The organism is Nocardia sp. CA-290969 (assembly GCF_050936135.1).
GTDB lineage: Bacteria > Actinomycetota > Actinomycetes > Mycobacteriales > Mycobacteriaceae > Nocardia.
Genome location: NZ_JBNJNJ010000001.1, coordinates 7,843,946 through 7,861,436, shown reverse-complemented (window position 1 = coordinate 7,861,436; position 17,491 = coordinate 7,843,946). Strand labels below are relative to the sequence as shown.

Annotated in this window: 35 protein-coding genes; 4 read left to right on the top strand and 31 right to left on the bottom strand. The window is 67.3% G+C overall.

What is annotated here, in order from left to right:
- The first annotated feature begins 24 nt into the window (after positions 1-24).
- From ACQEVO_RS35990 to ACQEVO_RS35980, 3 genes are all read left to right on the top strand, one after another.
- Positions 25-396, top strand: coding sequence for a hypothetical protein (locus ACQEVO_RS35990; RefSeq protein WP_432907306.1), 372 nt, complete (start codon positions 25-27; stop codon positions 394-396).
- Positions 397-701: 305 nt separating this feature from the next.
- The gene (locus ACQEVO_RS35985) at positions 702-1,112 is read left to right on the top strand and encodes a hypothetical protein (protein WP_432907303.1); all 411 of its coding nucleotides are present in this window, start codon (positions 702-704) and stop codon (positions 1,110-1,112) included.
- A gap of 82 nt (positions 1,113-1,194) precedes the next feature.
- Entirely contained in the window at positions 1,195-1,617 is a 423-nt protein-coding gene (locus tag ACQEVO_RS35980) for a helix-turn-helix transcriptional regulator (protein WP_432907300.1), read from the top strand.
- Here the strand turns inward: ACQEVO_RS35980 and ACQEVO_RS35975 are convergent.
- The 30 genes from ACQEVO_RS35975 to ACQEVO_RS35830 form a co-directional block, all read right to left on the bottom strand.
- Complete coding sequence (locus tag ACQEVO_RS35975; protein WP_432907298.1) at positions 1,598-2,080, bottom strand: hypothetical protein; 483 nt, start codon at positions 2,078-2,080, stop codon at positions 1,598-1,600. The two genes, ACQEVO_RS35980 and ACQEVO_RS35975, sit on opposite strands and share 20 nt — an antisense overlap.
- On the bottom strand, positions 2,077-2,394 hold the full coding sequence (locus ACQEVO_RS35970) for a hypothetical protein (protein ID WP_432907295.1): 318 nt from the start codon (positions 2,392-2,394) through the stop codon (positions 2,077-2,079). The genes ACQEVO_RS35975 and ACQEVO_RS35970 overlap by 4 nt, the downstream gene beginning before the upstream one ends.
- A complete protein-coding gene (locus ACQEVO_RS35965) occupies positions 2,384-2,860 on the bottom strand; it encodes a hypothetical protein (protein ID WP_432907292.1) in 477 nt (158 codons plus the stop codon). The genes ACQEVO_RS35970 and ACQEVO_RS35965 overlap by 11 nt, the downstream gene beginning before the upstream one ends.
- Positions 2,857-3,624, bottom strand: a complete 768-nt coding sequence (locus tag ACQEVO_RS35960; protein WP_432907289.1) for a VWA domain-containing protein — start codon at positions 3,622-3,624, stop codon at positions 2,857-2,859. The genes ACQEVO_RS35965 and ACQEVO_RS35960 overlap by 4 nt, the downstream gene beginning before the upstream one ends.
- Positions 3,625-3,671: 47 nt before the next feature.
- Positions 3,672-3,806 carry a hypothetical protein gene (locus tag ACQEVO_RS35955; protein WP_432907286.1) on the bottom strand — a complete coding sequence of 45 codons (135 nt, stop codon included), beginning with the start codon at positions 3,804-3,806 and terminating at the stop codon, positions 3,672-3,674.
- Positions 3,803-4,108: a hypothetical protein gene (locus ACQEVO_RS35950; RefSeq protein WP_432907284.1), complete on the bottom strand. Its 306-nt coding sequence runs from the start codon at positions 4,106-4,108 to the stop codon at positions 3,803-3,805. The genes ACQEVO_RS35955 and ACQEVO_RS35950 overlap by 4 nt, the downstream gene beginning before the upstream one ends.
- On the bottom strand, positions 4,105-4,485 hold the full coding sequence (locus ACQEVO_RS35945) for a hypothetical protein (protein ID WP_432907281.1): 381 nt from the start codon (positions 4,483-4,485) through the stop codon (positions 4,105-4,107). Before ACQEVO_RS35945 ends, ACQEVO_RS35950 begins: the two co-directional genes overlap by 4 nt.
- 41 nt (positions 4,486-4,526) lie before the next feature.
- Positions 4,527-4,772 (bottom strand): hypothetical protein, encoded by a 246-nt coding sequence (locus ACQEVO_RS35940; RefSeq protein ID WP_432907278.1) that lies wholly within the window; start codon positions 4,770-4,772, stop codon positions 4,527-4,529.
- Entirely contained in the window at positions 4,769-4,993 is a 225-nt protein-coding gene (locus ACQEVO_RS35935; protein WP_432907275.1) for a hypothetical protein, read from the bottom strand. Before ACQEVO_RS35935 ends, ACQEVO_RS35940 begins: the two co-directional genes overlap by 4 nt.
- Positions 4,990-5,277 carry a hypothetical protein gene (locus tag ACQEVO_RS35930; protein WP_432907272.1) on the bottom strand — a complete coding sequence of 96 codons (288 nt, stop codon included), beginning with the start codon at positions 5,275-5,277 and terminating at the stop codon, positions 4,990-4,992. Before ACQEVO_RS35930 ends, ACQEVO_RS35935 begins: the two co-directional genes overlap by 4 nt.
- Positions 5,270-5,773 (bottom strand): hypothetical protein, encoded by a 504-nt coding sequence (locus ACQEVO_RS35925; RefSeq protein WP_432922177.1) that lies wholly within the window; start codon positions 5,771-5,773, stop codon positions 5,270-5,272. Before ACQEVO_RS35925 ends, ACQEVO_RS35930 begins: the two co-directional genes overlap by 8 nt.
- Positions 5,766-6,032 carry a hypothetical protein gene (locus tag ACQEVO_RS35920; protein WP_432922174.1) on the bottom strand — a complete coding sequence of 89 codons (267 nt, stop codon included), beginning with the start codon at positions 6,030-6,032 and terminating at the stop codon, positions 5,766-5,768. The genes ACQEVO_RS35925 and ACQEVO_RS35920 overlap by 8 nt, the downstream gene beginning before the upstream one ends.
- The gene (locus tag ACQEVO_RS35915; protein ID WP_432922171.1) at positions 6,025-6,384 is read right to left on the bottom strand and encodes a hypothetical protein; all 360 of its coding nucleotides are present in this window, start codon (positions 6,382-6,384) and stop codon (positions 6,025-6,027) included. The genes ACQEVO_RS35920 and ACQEVO_RS35915 overlap by 8 nt, the downstream gene beginning before the upstream one ends.
- Entirely contained in the window at positions 6,381-7,124 is a 744-nt protein-coding gene (locus ACQEVO_RS35910) for a hypothetical protein (protein WP_432922168.1), read from the bottom strand. The genes ACQEVO_RS35915 and ACQEVO_RS35910 overlap by 4 nt, the downstream gene beginning before the upstream one ends.
- On the bottom strand, positions 7,121-7,774 hold the full coding sequence (locus ACQEVO_RS35905) for a hypothetical protein (RefSeq protein ID WP_432922165.1): 654 nt from the start codon (positions 7,772-7,774) through the stop codon (positions 7,121-7,123). The genes ACQEVO_RS35910 and ACQEVO_RS35905 overlap by 4 nt, the downstream gene beginning before the upstream one ends.
- On the bottom strand, positions 7,771-8,139 hold the full coding sequence (locus tag ACQEVO_RS35900; protein WP_432922162.1) for a hypothetical protein: 369 nt from the start codon (positions 8,137-8,139) through the stop codon (positions 7,771-7,773). Before ACQEVO_RS35900 ends, ACQEVO_RS35905 begins: the two co-directional genes overlap by 4 nt.
- Positions 8,136-8,726 carry a 3'-5' exonuclease gene (locus ACQEVO_RS35895; RefSeq protein ID WP_432922159.1) on the bottom strand — a complete coding sequence of 197 codons (591 nt, stop codon included), beginning with the start codon at positions 8,724-8,726 and terminating at the stop codon, positions 8,136-8,138. Before ACQEVO_RS35895 ends, ACQEVO_RS35900 begins: the two co-directional genes overlap by 4 nt.
- An 8-nt stretch (positions 8,727-8,734) precedes the next feature.
- The gene (locus ACQEVO_RS35890) at positions 8,735-8,977 is read right to left on the bottom strand and encodes a hypothetical protein (protein WP_432922156.1); all 243 of its coding nucleotides are present in this window, start codon (positions 8,975-8,977) and stop codon (positions 8,735-8,737) included.
- A 438-nt stretch (positions 8,978-9,415) separates the two neighbouring features.
- A complete protein-coding gene (locus ACQEVO_RS35885; protein ID WP_432923379.1) occupies positions 9,416-9,850 on the bottom strand; it encodes a helix-turn-helix domain-containing protein in 435 nt (144 codons plus the stop codon).
- Positions 9,851-9,880: 30 nt separating this feature from the next.
- A complete protein-coding gene (locus ACQEVO_RS35880) occupies positions 9,881-10,081 on the bottom strand; it encodes a DUF6011 domain-containing protein (protein WP_432922154.1) in 201 nt (66 codons plus the stop codon).
- A complete protein-coding gene (locus ACQEVO_RS35875) occupies positions 10,074-10,355 on the bottom strand; it encodes a hypothetical protein (protein WP_432922151.1) in 282 nt (93 codons plus the stop codon). The genes ACQEVO_RS35880 and ACQEVO_RS35875 overlap by 8 nt, the downstream gene beginning before the upstream one ends.
- A gap of 28 nt (positions 10,356-10,383) precedes the next feature.
- Positions 10,384-10,812, bottom strand: a complete 429-nt coding sequence (locus tag ACQEVO_RS35870; protein WP_432922148.1) for a hypothetical protein — start codon at positions 10,810-10,812, stop codon at positions 10,384-10,386.
- Positions 10,809-11,804, bottom strand: a complete 996-nt coding sequence (locus ACQEVO_RS35865) for a hypothetical protein (protein WP_432922146.1) — start codon at positions 11,802-11,804, stop codon at positions 10,809-10,811. The genes ACQEVO_RS35870 and ACQEVO_RS35865 overlap by 4 nt, the downstream gene beginning before the upstream one ends.
- Positions 11,767-12,633, bottom strand: a complete 867-nt coding sequence (locus tag ACQEVO_RS35860) for a PD-(D/E)XK nuclease-like domain-containing protein (RefSeq protein ID WP_432922143.1) — start codon at positions 12,631-12,633, stop codon at positions 11,767-11,769. The genes ACQEVO_RS35865 and ACQEVO_RS35860 overlap by 38 nt, the downstream gene beginning before the upstream one ends.
- Positions 12,630-12,911, bottom strand: a complete 282-nt coding sequence (locus ACQEVO_RS35855) for a WhiB family transcriptional regulator (protein WP_432922140.1) — start codon at positions 12,909-12,911, stop codon at positions 12,630-12,632. The genes ACQEVO_RS35860 and ACQEVO_RS35855 overlap by 4 nt, the downstream gene beginning before the upstream one ends.
- Positions 12,908-13,369, bottom strand: a complete 462-nt coding sequence (locus ACQEVO_RS35850; protein ID WP_432922137.1) for a hypothetical protein — start codon at positions 13,367-13,369, stop codon at positions 12,908-12,910. Before ACQEVO_RS35850 ends, ACQEVO_RS35855 begins: the two co-directional genes overlap by 4 nt.
- The gene (locus tag ACQEVO_RS35845; RefSeq protein ID WP_432922134.1) at positions 13,369-13,686 is read right to left on the bottom strand and encodes a hypothetical protein; all 318 of its coding nucleotides are present in this window, start codon (positions 13,684-13,686) and stop codon (positions 13,369-13,371) included. Before ACQEVO_RS35845 ends, ACQEVO_RS35850 begins: the two co-directional genes overlap by 1 nt.
- Positions 13,683-14,135, bottom strand: a complete 453-nt coding sequence (locus tag ACQEVO_RS35840; RefSeq protein WP_432922131.1) for a hypothetical protein — start codon at positions 14,133-14,135, stop codon at positions 13,683-13,685. Before ACQEVO_RS35840 ends, ACQEVO_RS35845 begins: the two co-directional genes overlap by 4 nt.
- 279 nt (positions 14,136-14,414) lie before the next feature.
- Positions 14,415-14,606: a hypothetical protein gene (locus ACQEVO_RS35835; protein ID WP_432922129.1), complete on the bottom strand. Its 192-nt coding sequence runs from the start codon at positions 14,604-14,606 to the stop codon at positions 14,415-14,417.
- Positions 14,607-14,763: 157 nt separating this feature from the next.
- Positions 14,764-14,991, bottom strand: coding sequence for a helix-turn-helix domain-containing protein (locus ACQEVO_RS35830; protein WP_432922126.1), 228 nt, complete (start codon positions 14,989-14,991; stop codon positions 14,764-14,766).
- A 115-nt stretch (positions 14,992-15,106) separates the two neighbouring features.
- Here ACQEVO_RS35830 and ACQEVO_RS35825 point away from each other — a divergent pair, with 115 nt between their 5' ends.
- On the top strand, positions 15,107-15,409 hold the full coding sequence (locus ACQEVO_RS35825) for a helix-turn-helix domain-containing protein (protein ID WP_432922123.1): 303 nt from the start codon (positions 15,107-15,109) through the stop codon (positions 15,407-15,409).
- 281 nt (positions 15,410-15,690) lie between these two features.
- Here the strand turns inward: ACQEVO_RS35825 and ACQEVO_RS35820 are convergent, their stop codons facing one another.
- The gene (locus ACQEVO_RS35820) at positions 15,691-17,079 is read right to left on the bottom strand and encodes a recombinase family protein (protein WP_432922120.1); all 1,389 of its coding nucleotides are present in this window, start codon (positions 17,077-17,079) and stop codon (positions 15,691-15,693) included.
- Between the last annotated feature and the right edge of the window lie 412 nt (positions 17,080-17,491).

Below are 17,491 nucleotides of genomic sequence, written 5' to 3'. Positions count from 1 at the left end.
CACGAAAGGGAGTGAATCTCCACTATGAACAACGCAATGTGGACCCGGCTCACCATCCGAATGCTGGCCCGCTACACCCAGATGCACAAGGTGCTCGGCAGCCTGCCGACGCCGGTCCTGCTGGCCTCGCCGCACGACGAGCTGACCCCCTCGGAGATGATCGAGAGCGCCGCCCGGGCGCGTGACACCCTGAGCGGAATGCTGATGCACCGGGAGGCGCGGGCAGCCCTCAAGACGGGGGTCACGGACTGGCTGACCGGAACGGTCCTGATGGCCACCGGCACCCGGGACGAGGAAGATGCCCGCTGGGCGTACCCCGCCGCGATGCTCGCGTTCGACCGAGCAGGCGAGGAACTGGACCAGGCGGTGATCCTGCTCCACCGGAACGAGGAGTAGCAGAAACAGACGAGGCCCCGGCGCAACGCCGGGGCCTCGCCCTCTCTGCATGGTCGGCCGACGAGCGAGGGCGAGCCCTCAAAGTCGGAACCCATCGGCCGGGCAAATCACCCCGTGAAGGGATGCGCCCACCAGGATATCGTCCGAGGCCATCGGGAGCGAGAGGCGGCCGGTCGAAATCGGTCGGAAAATCAACCCGCCCAAGGGTTGCAAATCACTACCCGAGTGTTGTAAAGTATTACTTGTCGGAACGGGGTCGGACCCGGACCGACAGGCAAATCGCCTACAACACGAAGGGAGTCCACATGGACGACTACATGATGCAGCTGCTCAACCTCAAGGTCCGCGCCATCGCGGTGTACAACCTGATGGCCAAGATCCTCGGCGGCCTGGAGCTGCCGATCACCTTGGCCTCGATCGACGGGGACACCGCCCCCGGCGACATGGTTGAAAGCGCCATCCGGGCCCGCACGGCCCTGCGCGACCTGCCCATGCACGAGGTTGCCTCCGGTCTCCTGACCACCGCGATCACCGACTGGCTCTCGGCCATGGCGATGATCGCGATCTCCGGCGAGGACGAGGACAACCGGACCTGGGCGCTGGCCTCGGCCGGGCTCCAGTTCGGCCGGGCCGACGAGGAGCTCCGGATCGCGAAGGGGATCCTCGACGGCAAAGTAGCCATCGAGATCCTCGACGACGACGAGGACAAGGAGTAACGAGCAGAAACCGGGGCCCGGCAACCGCCGGGCCCCGGCCTCGTCCTGGCCCACGACCGGGCCGCACACCCAGGAGGAACGAATGACCCAGACCCCGGGCGAGAAACTGATCGCCCCCGAGATCGCCGCCCGCTACGACCGTGCCCTGACCACCGTCCAGAAGCTCTGGATGCCGCGCCCGGAATGGCCCGCCCCGGCCGGGAAGCGGGGCCGCTGGAACGAGTACGACGCAGCAGAGGTAGACCAGGCCGTGCGCGCTCACTTCCTGCGCGACCAGGCGGACGAGCCCGGCGACCCCGACGACCTGCTCACCATCGCCCAGATCGCCGAACACCTCGGCGTCGCCCCCGCCACCGTCCGCGCCGACATCTCGAGGCGCCGGCTGCAGCTCGGCGAACCAGACGACAGCGCCGGCGCCAAACGCTGGCGCCGGCGCACGGTCGATGCTGCCGTGAAAGGCCGGCGGGCGTACCGCCGGCGGAGTTCTACACCCGAGGGTCGTTGACGAGCGCGAAATCACGGAGGCCGTGCTCGTCACCGGTCGCGGTGTACTCGCGGCCGACGACCTCGTTGGCCGGCATATTGCAGTCCGCGGCGATCGCGGCCGTGGAAAGGATCATCGGATCCTTGGGGGTATGCCACGGGGTGACCGCGTGCGCCTGGTCCCCGACACCGAGCATCACATAGAACGGGATCCGGCCATCGGGCAGCGGCTGATACGTCCGGCGTTTCGGCTGCGAGAACCAGCTCAGGGCGTCGGAATCGTCCTCCTGCTCGGGTAGCTCCACCGTGCTGGTGCTTTCGACGAGCTGCCCGTCGACGACCACCGATATGTCGCAGCCGCGGTCCGCCGCGGCGTGTAGTAGCGGCTGGCCGGCGGCGATGTACTGGTCCAGGACGGGAGCGATCTCCGCGACCGCGTCCTCCGGAATGCGCACCTTGATCACGATCTCCCGATCACCACTCATCGTTTCATTCTCCAGACTGCCCGGATCCCCTGCACGATCGCCCGGCCGGCGACGGCGAGCAGTTCCCCGTACAGGCGTACGAGACCGGGCCGATGCTCCCGCGGCTCGTCCGGTACCTCACGCCAGGTCCGGCCACCGTCAGCGCTGACATACCCCGGAGCCAGCCGGACCGGGACCGAATCACCACCCCGGACCGGCGGCGGCACTGCGCCGCCGGCCGACGCGCTGCGCGGCCCGTCGCCCCGCTGGCGCCCCTGTTTCAGCTGCCAGTCCACCAACCGGTCGATATCGTCGCGCGGGCGGTTACTCGCCATCGCCGGCCCCCTTGTCGCCCTCGGTGAGCAGGGTCCACGGCACGGACGGGGCGGCCGGTGCACCGTCCCGGTCGAGCGCGTACGTGCGGGTGACAGCCACGCCCTCGAGGTAGCGGGCCTGCTGGTGTGCTGTCCGTGCACCGACAACGATGTGCAGCATGCCGCGGGCAGCCACCCCGTACTCGGTGATCGTTGCGCCGATCGCCTGGAACTCAGTTTCGAACTCGGCGCGAGGGCTGAGCTTGAACTTGGAGTGGTCGATGAGGATGACGTAGTCGCCCCATTCGGCGCGCTCCTCCATGTCCAGCGTCCGGATCACCGCGCCATCATGCGTCCCGCGGCCTGGTCCGGAAAGCCGGGCCGGGGTGATGCGGCACGGCAACCATTCCGATATTGCCGCGATGTTGTCTCGGGTGAGCTGCATTGCCTCGACCTCGATTGGGATCCGGCGGTAGCGGTCGCTCATACGAGGATCCCCGCGGCGGTGGCGGCCTGGACCCACGACGGCCATTCGTCGACCATCACGTCGGCGAACGCCAGATCGGACATGCCGGTGATCTTGGTGATGCGTTTGGCGTCGATGTTGTCGATGAGGCCGGGAGCGCGGAGGTTGTCCTGCTGGTCCCAGAACGGTGCCCGGACCAGGGTGAGGACCTTGACGAACACGGGGTAGCCGCGGAGTTCGTTGAGGATCCGCACCACCCTGTCCGCGTCGGTGGGGTCGTCGTCGGTGACGATCACCACGTACAGCGGTGAGCGCGTCGTTTTCGCCATCTCCAGCACCTGCTCCAGCGCACGCCCGAGATAGGTGGCGCCCATCCGGCTCGGCCGGAAGATGTCGCGGTCGACGACCCCGCTGTAGTTGGTAAGAGAGACCTCGATGGTCGGCCACACCTGCGAATCGAACGGGATGACGGGGATCTTGCCGTCCACGTCGATCTGCAGGGCGAACGCCAAGGCCCGATCGACGACTACCTGCACGGACCCGGTCCGGTAGTCCGAGAACATCGACCCCGAATGATCCAACACCAGTACCGCTTCCGCGCGGATCCCGTCCATGCCCGCCTTCGACAGAGAGACCCCGGCCTTGTCGAACTTCTTGGCCAGGTCGACGCCCGCGCCGGCGACGATATCGCGGCTCACTGCGGGGCCGGCGCTCTTGGTCAGAGTGACGGAGCGGGTCGGCTGCTGCTGTGTCGCGGTACCGGATGTACGACCGAACAATTTCATGGGTAGTGCCTTTCTATCAGTGCGATTGATTTGGGGGCGTTGGGTGTTCAGTCCCGGAACCACAGCCACGCGATGAACGCCACGACGGCGAGGAACGCGAGCAGGCCGATGAGGTCGACCCAGGGATTGCCGGTGCTGATGATTTCCGATTCGGCGTAGTTCACGCCGGGCGTCTGGCTCATCGGCCCGACCTGGACGGAACCCGCGACGAGGGTTTACGCTGCGCGGCCTGGGTGGGCGCCGGCTGTTTCGGTGTCGCCTTGACCACGACGGGCTGCGGCCGCGTGTGGTGGTGGTCGTCGTCGCCGGCGGTTTCCCATTCGTAGCCGGGAACGGCCTGCTCGCAATATGTGTCGTCGACCTGGGTGTCGGTGGCGTCGTGCTCGCACCACTCGCGGTCGACGCACGCGGTGAGGCTGAGTCCGGCGAGCGCTGCGATGCACAAGGCACCGCCGATCCGGATCCGGATTGCGTGGCTGCTCATGATGGGTCGGTATCCCCTTCCGTTCGGTTCGGTGTGGTGCGGGCGTAGGGCTGTCCGTTCACGCTCGCGGCGAAGCGCTGGGCGGCGGTTTGAACGCCGCCGAAGATCGCCTCCAGGCCGGCCATGATCTCGGCCACCCGAGAGAGGAGGGCTGCGACAACTGTCGGGTCGGTCCAGTAGTTCGGGTGGCGGTACATGCTGTGCCGTTCGCACGCGGTGTGCTCGGGATCGGTGCGCACGCAACGCCAGCCGTCGCGCCGGCGCGCGATCACGCACTCGTCGACGGCGAGAGTCAGCGGGTCGACGGGGCCCTGGGTGTGCACGTGGCCCGGTGCGTGCAGTGTGCGAACGTGCCGCTTCCCGGCCCGGTATTTCATGCGCGGGAAAAAGAACGGATTCCGGCGCACCTGACCGCTGCTCACCGGTTCGTGTCCCGGAGTGCGTCGTCCAGGCCGTCCTCCCAGAACCGGTTGAATATGCCACCGATCAGGCCGTTGTACAGCTCGTCGGCAGCGTGGCCGTGGCCGGGCAACACCTCCTCGATCTTGGTGTCGCTACGCCTCCCGATCAGCACAGCGATGATCTGCAGTTCGGCCCTCGTCAAGGTGACCGTTGCGCCGTCGACCTGCTCGTCGTCGTCCAAGAGAATTCCGTGCAACTTCATTGCTGCTCCATTCGTTTGGTGATGCCGTAGACGTTGGCCGCGCCGTAGGTGATGGCCGAGAGCAGGAACCACCACTGCCTGGTCGCGATGGCGTACGCGATCCACAAGGCCTGTACGGCCAAGCCGATGCTGGGCCCGATGAGTGATTGGGATCGGTACACCAGCACGAGACCGATGACCCCGATCGTGGTGAGAGCGAAGGACCACCACAGGGAGATCATGATTGGGCCTCTCGCTCGAGCTGCTCGAGCTCGTCCCGGGAAAGCAGCCGCCCTATCCACGACGGGTCGATCGCCACCTCAGGGCGAATGGGAATTCCCAGCAGCTCGCCGCCTGGATTGCAGCCCAGGAACCATGAGGTGCTCACTGCCTGTGTCAGGTTTTCGCCGGGGACGATGCAGACACCGAGGAAACTCGCGCCGCCGGGTACCTGCTCTTCCAGCGGGGGCGCCTTGGCGGGGTCGACGAACGACAGCCACCACAGGTGCGACTTTGGTTCAGGCACGGGCGTCTCCGTTCTCGGGGGTGTGCAGGACGGCCACGCGGTCAACACGGTCGAGAAGTTGTTGGGAGGTCCGACGCTCGTTGAGCAGATACGGGCTGCCCCAGTTCGCAGTGCGCATCCCGCTACCGTGATGGGAGGTGAGTTGCCACGCCTCAGGGAACGGGACGTTGAGGCCGATGACGATGGACCGGCCGGGCAGTGCGTCCAGTTCGGCGGGGTCAGTGATGACACGAGCGGGTGGACGCCAGCCTGCGGCGATCACCGCGTCAGTCGCGTCCTGCTCTTGGCACCCCCAGTTGATGCGCGATTCGATCAGGGCGTCGAGCTGGTCGCGGGGCGACAGCTCAGGCACGGGAGTCCGCGTGCTCTGCAGTTCGGCGATGCGATCCCGCAAGATCAGTAGTTCGTTCGCCATCGCGCGGGCGTCGGCGAGATCGGGGTAGCGCTCGTGTGCGATCCACCGGTGGAGTAGCTCGTCGGGAAGTTGCTCAGACATTCGGCACCTCCCCGAGCCGCTCGGCCTGCAGCCGGTCGATGGTCGATCGCATCTGCCCCATGAGTTCGACGGCGTCGAGGCCCTGCATTGCGACGATGGACAGCCACGCTGTGGCGAGTGCGTAGATCTCGGGTGGTCCGTCGCACGCGTTGATCAGGTCCGTGGCGCGGGCGGCTTCGTTGCGGTGGATGGCCTCGAGGACGTTGACGGCGGACCGCATCCCCGCGATGGTGCGCTGGTCGAATGTGTGGTCAGGCATTGGGCGCCTCCGGTCCGGGCGCTGTCGGCCGCAGCCAGCCGAGCCTGCAGGCGAGGATCTCACGGGCCTCGACGTGACCGTGGGCGTAGGCGTGGGGCAGCGGCAGGTTGACGGGGTCGATGACATCGCGCGCCTTGGACCACTGTGAGAGTTCGCCGATGCACTCGGCGACAGCTGCGTACGTGTTGAGGAGTTCGCGGGCATTGTTGAGTAGCCACACGATGAGGTCGGCGTTGGCCGGGTGGTGGTCGAGTTGGCGGCGGACCACGATGCCGAGGTCGTGGCTCAGTAGTGGGATCAGTTCCGCGGCCTCGAGTTTTTTGAGGCCGGCCTCGTGCAGGGGTTGGGTCATCGGACCTCCCGGTTGATGGCGTTGGCGAGGGCCTGGACGTGGCCGTGCCGCGTGTAGTCGGTGGTGTGGCGGCCGTCCCAGAGGTAGCCGCGGAGGTAGGCGGCGGCGCCGTCCCAATCGCGGTGGTGCTCCAACTTCCACCAGGGCTGCATCTGGCCGCGGCGGATCCGGTCGAAACCCTTGGCCACCCATTTCGCGCTGTCGGCCAGGGACCGGATGGAGAACCATTCGGCGAGATCCGCCACGGTGCGCAGTGGGTTGCCGGCGGGCAGGGAGGTGATGCCGTCGCCTTCGGCCGCGGCCCAGAACACTGGGAAGCTGTGGCCTTCGATCGGGCGTTGGTCGACGATCCCGTATCCGGTGGCGACGGGCATGCCCGGTGTCCCGGCGCCGCGGGGGCGGCGGCCGTCGGCGATGAGCGCGACGCCGGCGATCCGGCCGCCGGCGATCCCTCGCTGTAGGTGCAGTTCGTAGTCGCGGGCGTAGTCGCCCGCGATCACCGCGCCTTGGCTGTAGCCGGCCAGCACGCACCGCTCGCTGCGCGCTACCGCGCCGTCGAGCGCGGCGCGGCCCGCTTCGCGGCTGTCGGCGTATGGGGCGCCGTCCCACCCGAACTCCGCCGGGTAGGAGACGATCTGGGGCCGGAACCGGCGGCGGTCGAGCGCCGCGGCGAACCCTTCGCACACGCCGTCGCCGCCGCGTGGATAGCCGGTGCCGGGTAGCAGCAAGACGTCGATCACGATCCGCTCCCGCCGAACGCATCGGGGGCGCGGCCGCCGTGCTCGTTGATCGTGAAAAACACCGGCAAACCTTCGGCGAGCTTGACGAGCAGGTCGGCGAAGCCGCCGACATACGGCTTTCCGGTTGCCAAGTCGCCGTGGTCGCTCTCTTCGGTGCCGCGTGTTTTGCTCGCCCACCAGACGCGGCCGGCGATATCGGCGGTGAGGCACAGGCACTTCTCCTGCGCCTGCGGCAGGGTGTGCATCTGCCGGTTCGCAACCGCCCGCCGCTGCTGGTAGGTGAGGCTGTCCCGCTCGACCGTGTGGGCTTCGATCTGCAGGCAGAGTGCGACGATCGGCGGCCGCGCCACCGGCGCGAGGGCGTGCTCCAGCAGGTACCGAGCGATCAACCCGGGCAGCACGGCAGGATATCGAGCCGGGTCGATGGCGGTGTCGAGGCCGAACAGCGCGGGGGCCTCGACCTTCTCGCCGTCCCAGCTGAGCGCGAACAACTGGTGAGGGCTGTCCCATACGGTGTAGGTATCGGCCACTTTCCGGGTGTAGTCCTCGAGCTGGGCGCCGTCAGGCAGGTGGTCGGCGGTCCAATGCTCGATGGCGAGGGGGTTGCCGGTGATGCGCGTGATTTCCGCGCGCGTGACGTCGGATATCACGGTGCCTCCGTAGCGGGTGTGGTCTCGGTTTTCGGGGCGAGGTCGAGGAGGTCGCGGACGATCTCGCGTACCTTCTCGCGGCCCTCGTTGAGTTCGGCGTGGTTGTAGCCCCGGAGGAGCTGCACGCCGGCGATGGCGTTGCTGATGCGCTGCTGCTCGACCAGCTCACCGAGCCGGGTCTCGATGGCGAGCAGTGCGTGCGTCTGAGCGCCGCTCAGCATGGTGGTGATCGTCTTGTGGAAGACGCCGAAGTCGGCGTGTGTGAGGTCACCGTCGTCGCCGCCGATTTCGCTCGAGTAGATCGAGGCTTCCTGTAGCGCCTTCTCGGCCGCTACCCGGCCCGGTTGCCAGTCCTGTGTGGTCACTGGTCACCGCCGTGGGCGATGCGGTCGTAGAGGCGCTGGGCCCACAGAGCGTCGCCCATGGCGGTGTGCCGCTCGTCCTCGCTGGGCGGCTCCACACCGCAGGCCCGGGACACCGCTTCCGACTGCCAGGGCAGTTCCTGGGGAAGGTGGCCACGACCGAGCAGCCAACCGGCAGCCAGCGTTTCAGCGTCGATGAGGTGGTAGTACCAGCGCGGCAGGAGCCCGTGGCGGCGCAGCATCCGGTCGAGGGTGAGCGCGTCGAAGTCGGGCACGATGCCGACAAGGTGCGCGCCGCGGGTCCATTCGTAGACGTACTCGGCGGCCACGTTCTCGGGCATGACTATGGTCTCGCGGGGCGGCCGTGCGCCGGCGCCGAGCTGGCTCGAGCTGATGTGGCGTTCGTCGAACCTGCCGATGGCCAGGCTTTCGGGATCGGCGTCGGAGAGGTCGACGTCGTCGATGAGGATCGTGATGCGGTCCTCGGCGCGCAGGGCGGGCCGGCGGATCATGGCGATCTCCCACGGCCGGCGCAAGTCCGGGTGCAGGTGGGTCGTCTCGGTGTCGATGAAAACGATCGGTGCGGACATTGGGTACCTCAGAACTGGTAGGCGCGGGCGATGAGCGACATGACTTCGTCGACGGTTTCGAGGCAGTAGCGCTGATGGCCGCCGGTAACCGCGACCCTGGCGCGAGCCTGGCCGCGGCCCGGGTCGCACGGCTCGACGATGGTGATCTGGTCCGCGCTGACCAAAGTCTTCCCGCCCTTGGGCCGGGACAGCGCAATGAATCCGTCGCGTACCGCGTCTGCCTCGGCGGCGGGCTGGCTAGTTGTATCCATATCGTTCTCTCTCTTCCTGTTTCCGAATTGCCTGCTGTGCAAGTTCGCTGGGAGTGCGTTTCGAGTGGTCGTTTACTTTCGCGGTGCCGTGGAGATAGATGTCCTCTTTGCAGACGGGGCATGGTATGGGGCGGAGTTCGTCGTCGTAGCCGATCCACCGGCCGTCGCAATTCGGGTTGCTGCATTTCTTCGGCGGCCCCGGTTCGGGTGGTTCTTCGATGGGTTCTCCAAATCGGTCGAGCATTTTTCAGACCTCGATCGGATTGGCCGGCGCGTTGGCTCGCGCGCGGTCGTGAGTTACGTACGTACGGGGGTACGTGTTTGGTCGTGGGGGGGTAAGTAGTTTGGTGGGGTGACACTGGTGTCACTTAGCGATGTCGCAGATGTCACTTAGCCCTGCTTCAAATGTCACTTAGCTCCCCACCGGCGGGCCCCGGGCTATGTGACACCAGAGTCACCTAGCGGGGAGTTATCCACAGGGCCGCTAAGTGACTCTGGTGTCACATAGAGGTCCGGCTCGCGGGGTTCCAGTTCCGGTGTCAGCGCCTCGGGATGATCGAGCAATTCGAGAATGTTTCCGGGGACCGTTAGTCGATATGTGTCGGACTCGTCTTTCGTATTTCCGCGCCGCACACGAGTTATCAATCCCAATTCCCGCAACGTTTTCAGCGACCGGATTACAGTGCGCTCCGTCACGCCCATCACCAGCGCCATCTTCACCACACCCGGAAATATCCGGGTACCGTCCGGGTTCCCGAACCTGGCCAGCGCGTGAGCGCAATGCTTCACGCCCGGTGGAAGTATGGATTTCGGCAACCTGAAAATGATTCGCTCCCAATCGTTGCGATCGATCGGCGCGCGTGCGCGCTCCATGGCCACCGCCTCTCCACACCCACACCCCCATCACTCGCCCCTGGCCTCCAGCTCGAACAGCGTCGGCTCGTCCACCCGGCGCGCTTCCGCGCGTTCGTGCCGCGCGCACGCCGGACCCATCCGCCGCGCCCGCGACACCTCGGACACCAGCCAGCCACCACACCGCTTGCACGGCACCGCCGTACGCGTCGGTGTCCCGTCCTCCAGCTGCCCGTCGAGCTGCTCAGCCATCGCCACCACCCGGCAGCTCGTCGAGGCGCCACAACCCCGGCGTATCGATCTCCCGCACCTCCCGGCACTCCTCGCAGAGCCGGTCGCGCGGGATCTCCACACCGGGCGCCCACGGCGTTTTGCAGTCCGCGCAGTACATGAGCACCCGCGGCCCGAACCGGTCGACCCACACCCGGCGCGGCACCACCGCATCCGAGGACGGCATACGCCGGCGCGCCCGGCCGGGCCGGTAGCCGGGCACCTGCCCGGCTACCGCCCTGCCTCTACGCCTCACACCGCTCACCGCGGTGCACCGCCGGCGCTCACCGCATCCCCAGACCGGCCAGGACGAGGCGACCAATCGTGATGTCCATCGCTGTGTCCGCGGCCTGGCGGCGCTCGTCGAGCGTCATGTCCTCGACCGTGGAGAACATCTGGTCGATTTTGCCGTCGACACCGAGCCGGGCCAGCCGCCGAAATGTGGCACTGGCCGGGCCGCCCACGTTGTCGTCGTACAAGTACGCCGGTATCCCGCCGAACATTTCGCCGATGGCAACGCAGGCGATTTCAACCAGGCGAGCGGTCGCCGCGGCGTTGGTGATCAGTGCCTCGAGCGCCTGCTGGCCGCAGACCGGGCAGCCGTCGAGGCCGGCGCCGAGGCACTCGGCGATGACGGTGTGGTCGATATGGCGGCGCTCCGGATCGATATCGAACTCGAGGACGTCGAACCTGTGCCGATGCGGTGCGGTCACTGTGCGCCGTCCTCTCCGGCGTCGGGACCGCTGCCCTCGGTCTCGTCCGCAGGGGGGCCGGTGTCCTCGACAGCGGGTTCGTCCGGCCCTTCCAGCGGGGCGAGGAGGGTGTCGGCCTCGGCGGCGGTGAGGTCCGCCACCGAGGCGACCTCACGGCCGAATGCCTTGGACAGGTAGTTGCGTTTGCGGGCCGCGGTCCGGTGCCCGTTGTCGACCAGGAGCGCGTCCAGCCGCTCCTGCTGTGCGGGCGTCGCGGGCGTCGGGGCGGGCGCGGCCTCTTCCTCGTCGGCAAAGGGATCGGGGGTGGGCGTCCAGTCCTGCACGACCGCTGCCCCGGCCTGCGCGGCTTCCGAGGTCACCGGCTGCGCGGCGCGGCGCTGCTCGGTGGCGACGGACCGTGTTTCGGACTCGAGGTCCTCCCAGGTGTAGGGCAGACCGAGCAGCAGGTGCGGGGCGAGGTGCCGGGCGAGGACAGATACGGCCTTGGCCCAGTACATGGCTCGCGGGTCGGTCACATATTTTTCGTTGCCGAGGATTTCGCCGTCCTCGGTGCGCGCCCAGTCGCCCGTGTCGGGGTCCGGGCGCGGGGTGTAGCCGGCCTTCTCGGCGCGCTCCCAGTCCCAGGTGTTCTCCTCCGTGCGACCGTCGGGCGTCGTGAGCCGGACCGTGACTGCCTCGTCGGTGTCGAGGACCGTTTCGAACCGGTAGCCGTTCGCCTCGAGGATCGCCTGCATCGTGCGGGCGTAGACCGCGGGCTGCCCGAACTTGTTGTAGATCTGCTGCAGCGACTGCAGCGGCGACAGCCCGAGGTCCGCGCCGTACAGGATCGCGACCGCGGAATCGGTGGGCCGCCCGCGGAACCGGTCGGGCACCCCGGAACTCCTACACACCTGGTCGGCGTAGTCGATCGCAATGCTCAAGGCTTCCCGGTGCCGGGCGAGGAACTTGGTCGGGTCACGCTGCAACTGCAGCGAGCTGGCCGTATCGGTCATCGGTGGTTTTCTCCTGGGTGTAGTAGGCCCGTGAGGGCAAATCGATTTCGTGGAGGGGATCGCCGTCATGCGGCCAGATCCCGGACCGCCGGCATTCGGCGTAGAGCGAGATGTCGCGCCGGTTCAGGCGGGCGCCGAGTTCGACCGCGGACTGTTTGAGCCGGACCGCGTAGACCGGGTGCGGCGGGGCGTCGCAGACGACGATGAACACGAACTCGGTGTCGATCCCGAACCAGTCCCAGGCCGCCTGATACCAGGGCTGCTGCCGGAAGTAGCCGAAGTCGAGCACCGAGGACCGGAACACCTCCGGCGTTGGCGCCGTGGATTTCTTGACGTCGACGAGGATCGCGGTGTTCCGGTCGACCCAGTGCGTCCAGTCCGGCCGAGCCCGCAACATCACGCGAGACACCGGATCCCGGTACCAGGCCGACAGCTCCGGCTCGCCGGAGGCGAGCAGCTGCTGCGCGTGACGGTTGGCCATCACGGCGTCGGCCATGTCCCGGGCCCGCTGGTAGTCCTTGCTCCGCAGCGGCACCCGGCCCGCATCCCATTCCGCCTGCCGCTGGGTTTTCGCCTCCTTGGTGCGGATCTCGTCCACGCCGAGGTCGACGAGCGGCGCACCGGTGCCGAGGACCAGGGTGTGGACCGCCTTGCCCAGATCGAAGTGGTCCTTCGATTTGGTGGTCGGATGGTCCTGCTCGTATTTCCAGTGCCAGGGCGAGATCTCCGACAGGCGGCGGGCGCCGCTGCTGGACAGGCTTGCCCGGTCCGCGTGGTACACCTCGTCGGGTACGCCTCGGTAGATGCCGGGCTCGGTCGGGGCGGTCACGACTTCCCCTCCGGCTCGGGCAGGTTGAGGTACCGCCGCAGTTCGCGCCGACTCCTGGTCTTGTCGGTGCGGTAGCCGGCGCGCACACCGAACCGCTTGTCGCTGAGTACCGCGTCCAGGCCGCAGTCCCGGCGCACCTTGCAGCCGATGCACACGATGGTGGCGTCGATGGCCGGATCGTTCGGGCTCGCGGGAAACCACCACTCCGGGTGGGCGTGGCCACCGCACGCGGCGTCCTGCTCCCACTCGGGCCGCGGCCGCGGGGTCGGTGCGGTCACGCGCCCGCGCCCGCGGCGACTGCTTCAATGTGCAGGGCGTCGGCGTCGGGGTAGCCGTTGCTCGCCCCGCGGGCGTGCCGCCCGGCACCCTCGCCGTCGAGGCCGAGGTCGCGGGTCCACTGGTCCTCGACCCGGGCGAGGTCGGCCATCAGGGCACGCAAATCGTCGACCGATTCGAGGACCAGCTTGGTGTGCTCCCCGATGACAACGGCCGCGGCGCCGGCATAGTCGCGCCGCGGGTTCGGCGGGTGGTAGTCGACCTCGACATCACCGCCGGCGTCGCCGGTGATCACTACCGCCCGGGCGGTGGGAATCTGCGGGAGAGTGATGGTGTCGTGGGTGTCGGTCATGACGTACTCCGTGGGTCGGGTGAAGCGCTGGACGATGAGGCCGCCGACGATGAACAGCAGGGCGGCGGAGAAAGTGATCTGGACGATGAGGCCGAGGGCCAGCAGCATCAGCGGACCTCCACGTATCCGCGGGCGAAGCGGCGGTCGAAGGCGTCGGCCTCCTCGGGACGGCCGCCACGGGTGAACTCCTGGGTGCTGCCGACGGGCCGGAACCGGGCGCCGGCCGGGATATCGGCGGCGCAGCTCCACCCCCGCGGGGTCCACTGCGGCGGCTGCTGCGCCAGGTAGGCGGTCACCTCGGTGGCGACGATCTCGAAGCGTTCACGGGCGGAGGCGGGCAGCTGCTCCCACACCTCGCCGGTGCCCGGGTCCTCGGGGTCGCAGTGCAGGCCGGACCAGATCAGCTGTGCGAGGGAGTTGCTCATGCGGGCAGCACCTCCCGGTACGGGCCCTTGCCGATGCTGGCGACCCGGTACACCGGGCCATCCGGGACGCTGTAGTCGGTGACCTCATCGCCCCTGCGGATCCAGACGCCGTCGTACTCGGTGTCCTCGAACGGCACGCCCTCGGGGATCTCGTTGGCGTCGTCCCATGTGCGGCCGGGGCGAGCGGGCCGCGCCCAGCCGAGTTCCTCCAGGCGGACGCGGATGATGGTGGCGAGTTCGGTGACGCGGTCGCGGACCTGCTGGTCCTGCTCGTCCCAGCTCTCGCCGTCGGGGATATCGGGATGCCGGCGGAAGATGAGCGGCGCCAAGATGTTCGCGTCGAACTCGCGCTCGCGGCGGTCGGCCAGCGTTTGCACCAGGTCGGCGAACTCCGGATCGTCCGCGCGTTTCCTGGCGGCCAAATCGTGAAGTTCCTTGCTTCCGATCACGGTAGGATCTCCTTCGTCTCGTTCCCGTCCGGCCGCCGCTGTCATCGGCGGCCGGACTCTTTGTGGGCGGGGTTTGGAAGCCGCGGCCCCGGACCCGGGTCCGTCTGCAGCGGACCGGTGTGATGTCCGGGTGCCGCGGCGCACCTCGCCGCAGGGCATCCCCGCACCTGCGGCGAGGGGGTCTACAGCGGCCAGGTCAGGGCCGGAATCTGGTAGGTCGTGGTGGGGAGCGGGGCGGGGGTCAGCAGCCCGCGCACCCATGCCTCGATGGCGTGCACATCAATCACCTCCCCTCCGTGTGCGGCGCCGCGCGTTGACGGCGTAAAGGAGGGCGGGCAGCCAGCACACCGCCAGCATCGACAACCCGGCGACGAGACCGGCCAGAAAAATGTCTAGACCGATCCGGCCGGTGGCGTACGCACACCAGGCGGTCGCGAGCAGCACGAGGGGCGCGGTCCGGCATCGGCTCATGCGGCAGCACCCCGCTTCCGCTTGGCGGGCCGAGGCTGGGTACGGAAGGCAGTCCGGATGACCTGCTTCTGCCATTCGGTCAGAGGAGGCGCCGCCTCGAGCTGCTTCGCGACCCAGGCGGCTTTGGCCTGTTCGTACGCCGTGTCACCAGGGCCGCTCACTGCCGAATCTCTTCCGGCAGGAGCTGCGAAAGGCTCATATCGAGCGCTTCGGCGATGTTGAGAAGTTCGTTGATGGTGAAGCCGGTTTTGCCGTGGCCTTTGATCTTGCGGTGCAACGTCGTGTACGGGATGCCGGTCTGTGCGGCAGCCTTACGCAAGCTCAGATCGGCCGCGTCAAGGGCTCGACCGACAGACTCCCCCACCGCGACACTCGTTTGATCCATGTGGATCACTATAGGATCCATTTGGATCAAATCGCAACCGTGCAGCAACCATCGCTCGGATCACTTTTTGATCCGTATGGTTGATTGACATTGGAGCGGCCCGGATACTTCTCGCATGGACGCCGACCGCCTCATCGACGCCGACGCAGCCAATGCGATCATCGGCGCAAACCTGCGAGCCTTACGCGCGAAGCGAAAGCTCAGCCGCGCCGCCATGCACGAACTGACCGGGATACCGGCCATCACCATCCGCCGCATCGAGGACGGCAAGCGAGATGCCCCCGCCGTCGTCCTACTCGCCCTATGTCAAGCGTTAGGCGTGAACGCCGGCGAGTTCCTCGACCACGTCCAACGTGAACTGAAAGAGGCCGGAGGCATTCACCCCCGCCGCACAGGCAGCAGCGACGATCTGCCCTGACCCCATCGGGCGGCGACCGGCGAGGAACTCACCGACCTCCTCGCCGTCGACGAGCAACGCACGACCCAATTCTCTTGCGTCACAACTGCGGAATAGCTCCGCGATACCGCCCAAAGGAACTCCAGCCATAGCCAAACCCTTCGAAACACAACAAGCCCACGATTACCTGAGAACGCATCACCTGACCCCCGTCCGGCAGAGCAGAGCCTAGCCGCGACAAAACGGGCGCACAGGACATTTGCTCGGAAATCGTTCCTTGAAATAAGAAACGTTACAAGGGCTCAGGTTTGAGTTTCGGCCGGCGACTTCCAGTCGACCACCATCGCCAAGCCCGGATCAAACGGATCACGCAAGCTTCTGCGAAGCAGAGTTACAGACATCAGGCTCGCGGTAATCGCGCGCCGCCGATCCAGATGCAGACCCCGGAATTTGGGCGCGTTCTCTTTACCGACAACGCCTTTGAATATGCGGCTGCGGTTCGCATCCTCGATACTCTGCTCGATCGCCTTCAGTTTCGATTTCGCCCGTTCGGTACCCGCCCGCAATTGATCCTTGTCGATATCGCCGTCAGCGAAACTCATTGCGAGAGTTTTCAATCGGCTCCGCAGAGCGGCTGCCTCGACCCGCTTCTCCTCCAAGTCCGGGTGTTTCTGGTCGACCAGGAGGTCGGCCGCGTCCGACTTCGACAGGCGCCCGACGATCAGATCGTTGATGTGGTCGTCGACCAGCTCGATCCGCTGCACGACACGGTGACATCGCCGGCACCGGTATATCGGCTCGCGCCGGCTCGTGGTCATCGCCGCCTTCACAGTGACCTCCTGCCCCTCCTCGGCGCACCGATCTCCGCACAGCGCGATCCCGGACAGCTGGTACTTGCGCGCCACGTCGACCGGTCGGCGCGACGGCTCGGCCAGGATGTCGTTGACCGCCCGCCACACATCCGGCGAGACGATCCGGTCCCAGCCGACCTCGGCCTCATCGAGGACCACGCGGTAGTAGCTTTTCCAGCCCGCGTTGCGCGGGTTCTTCAGCACATGCGCGAGCTGGGTGGGTGAGTTCCACTTGTTGCCGAGGGTGGTGGTGATCCCGAGCGCGTTCCATTCCTGGCAGATGCCGTTCAGCGAGTGGCCCTGGAGGACCTTCTCGTAGGCGTCGGCAAGCGCCGCAGATTCCAGCGGGTGTAGCGACCCGTCGTGGTTGCGCCCGAAGCTGCGCCGGTGGTTCAGGTTCTTGCCGGCCTCGGCCAGCTCCCGGTACTTCGACTTCTGCCGGGCAGACCGGCGCTCGGTCTCCGCCTTGGCGACCGCACCCTTGATCCTGGCGAACAGCCGGCCGTTGTCGGTGCCCAGGTCCACGTCCCCGGTCAGGGTGGCGAGCAGGGTGCTGTGCCGGTCCGCGACGTCGATGATGCGCTCGAGGTCGACCGGCTCCCGATACAGGCGGTCAAGGTCCCAGGATGCGATCGCCTGAAGCTCGCCGGCCTCGATGTCGGCGAGCATGCGGTCCCGGTCCGGGAGGTTGCGCTTCGGGCCGACGGCGGTGAGGTCGTTGTCGCAGTAGCGCACGGGCTCCCACCCGCGAGGGGTGCAGATGTCCCTGACGATCTCTTTCCACTGGCGGCTGATGGCCAGCGTGTCGTCGTTGGGATCGTCGGACTGCCGCAGATACACACCACACCGGATCACGCGAAACGCACCCCTTCGGAGAGGATCTCGGCCGTTCTATGGACAGCGGCCGATGGGTGCGGCTAGCGTACCGAATCGAGTGCTTTACGCAACACCGGATTGCTTGTGGCGCGCACCGCAAATCCCTTTCTCGGAGTTCGTTGGCCATACCGGGGCACGACCGTCGGCTCGAGCTGTTACTCGATATCCAACTGTCCGTCCAACGATCACGGCCCCCGGTGGAGTTCCCGGACGCGACGGAAAGACAGACAAACCGGACCTTACCGCCGGAGGGCCTGCCATGGGGCACGGACCGGCTCGCAAAACGGATCGGACGGATCGTGGCGTACCTCGGAAAACCCGGGATATACCGAGGACACGGCGTGGCGAACCCGATAGTGAAAGGCCCCTGCCTATG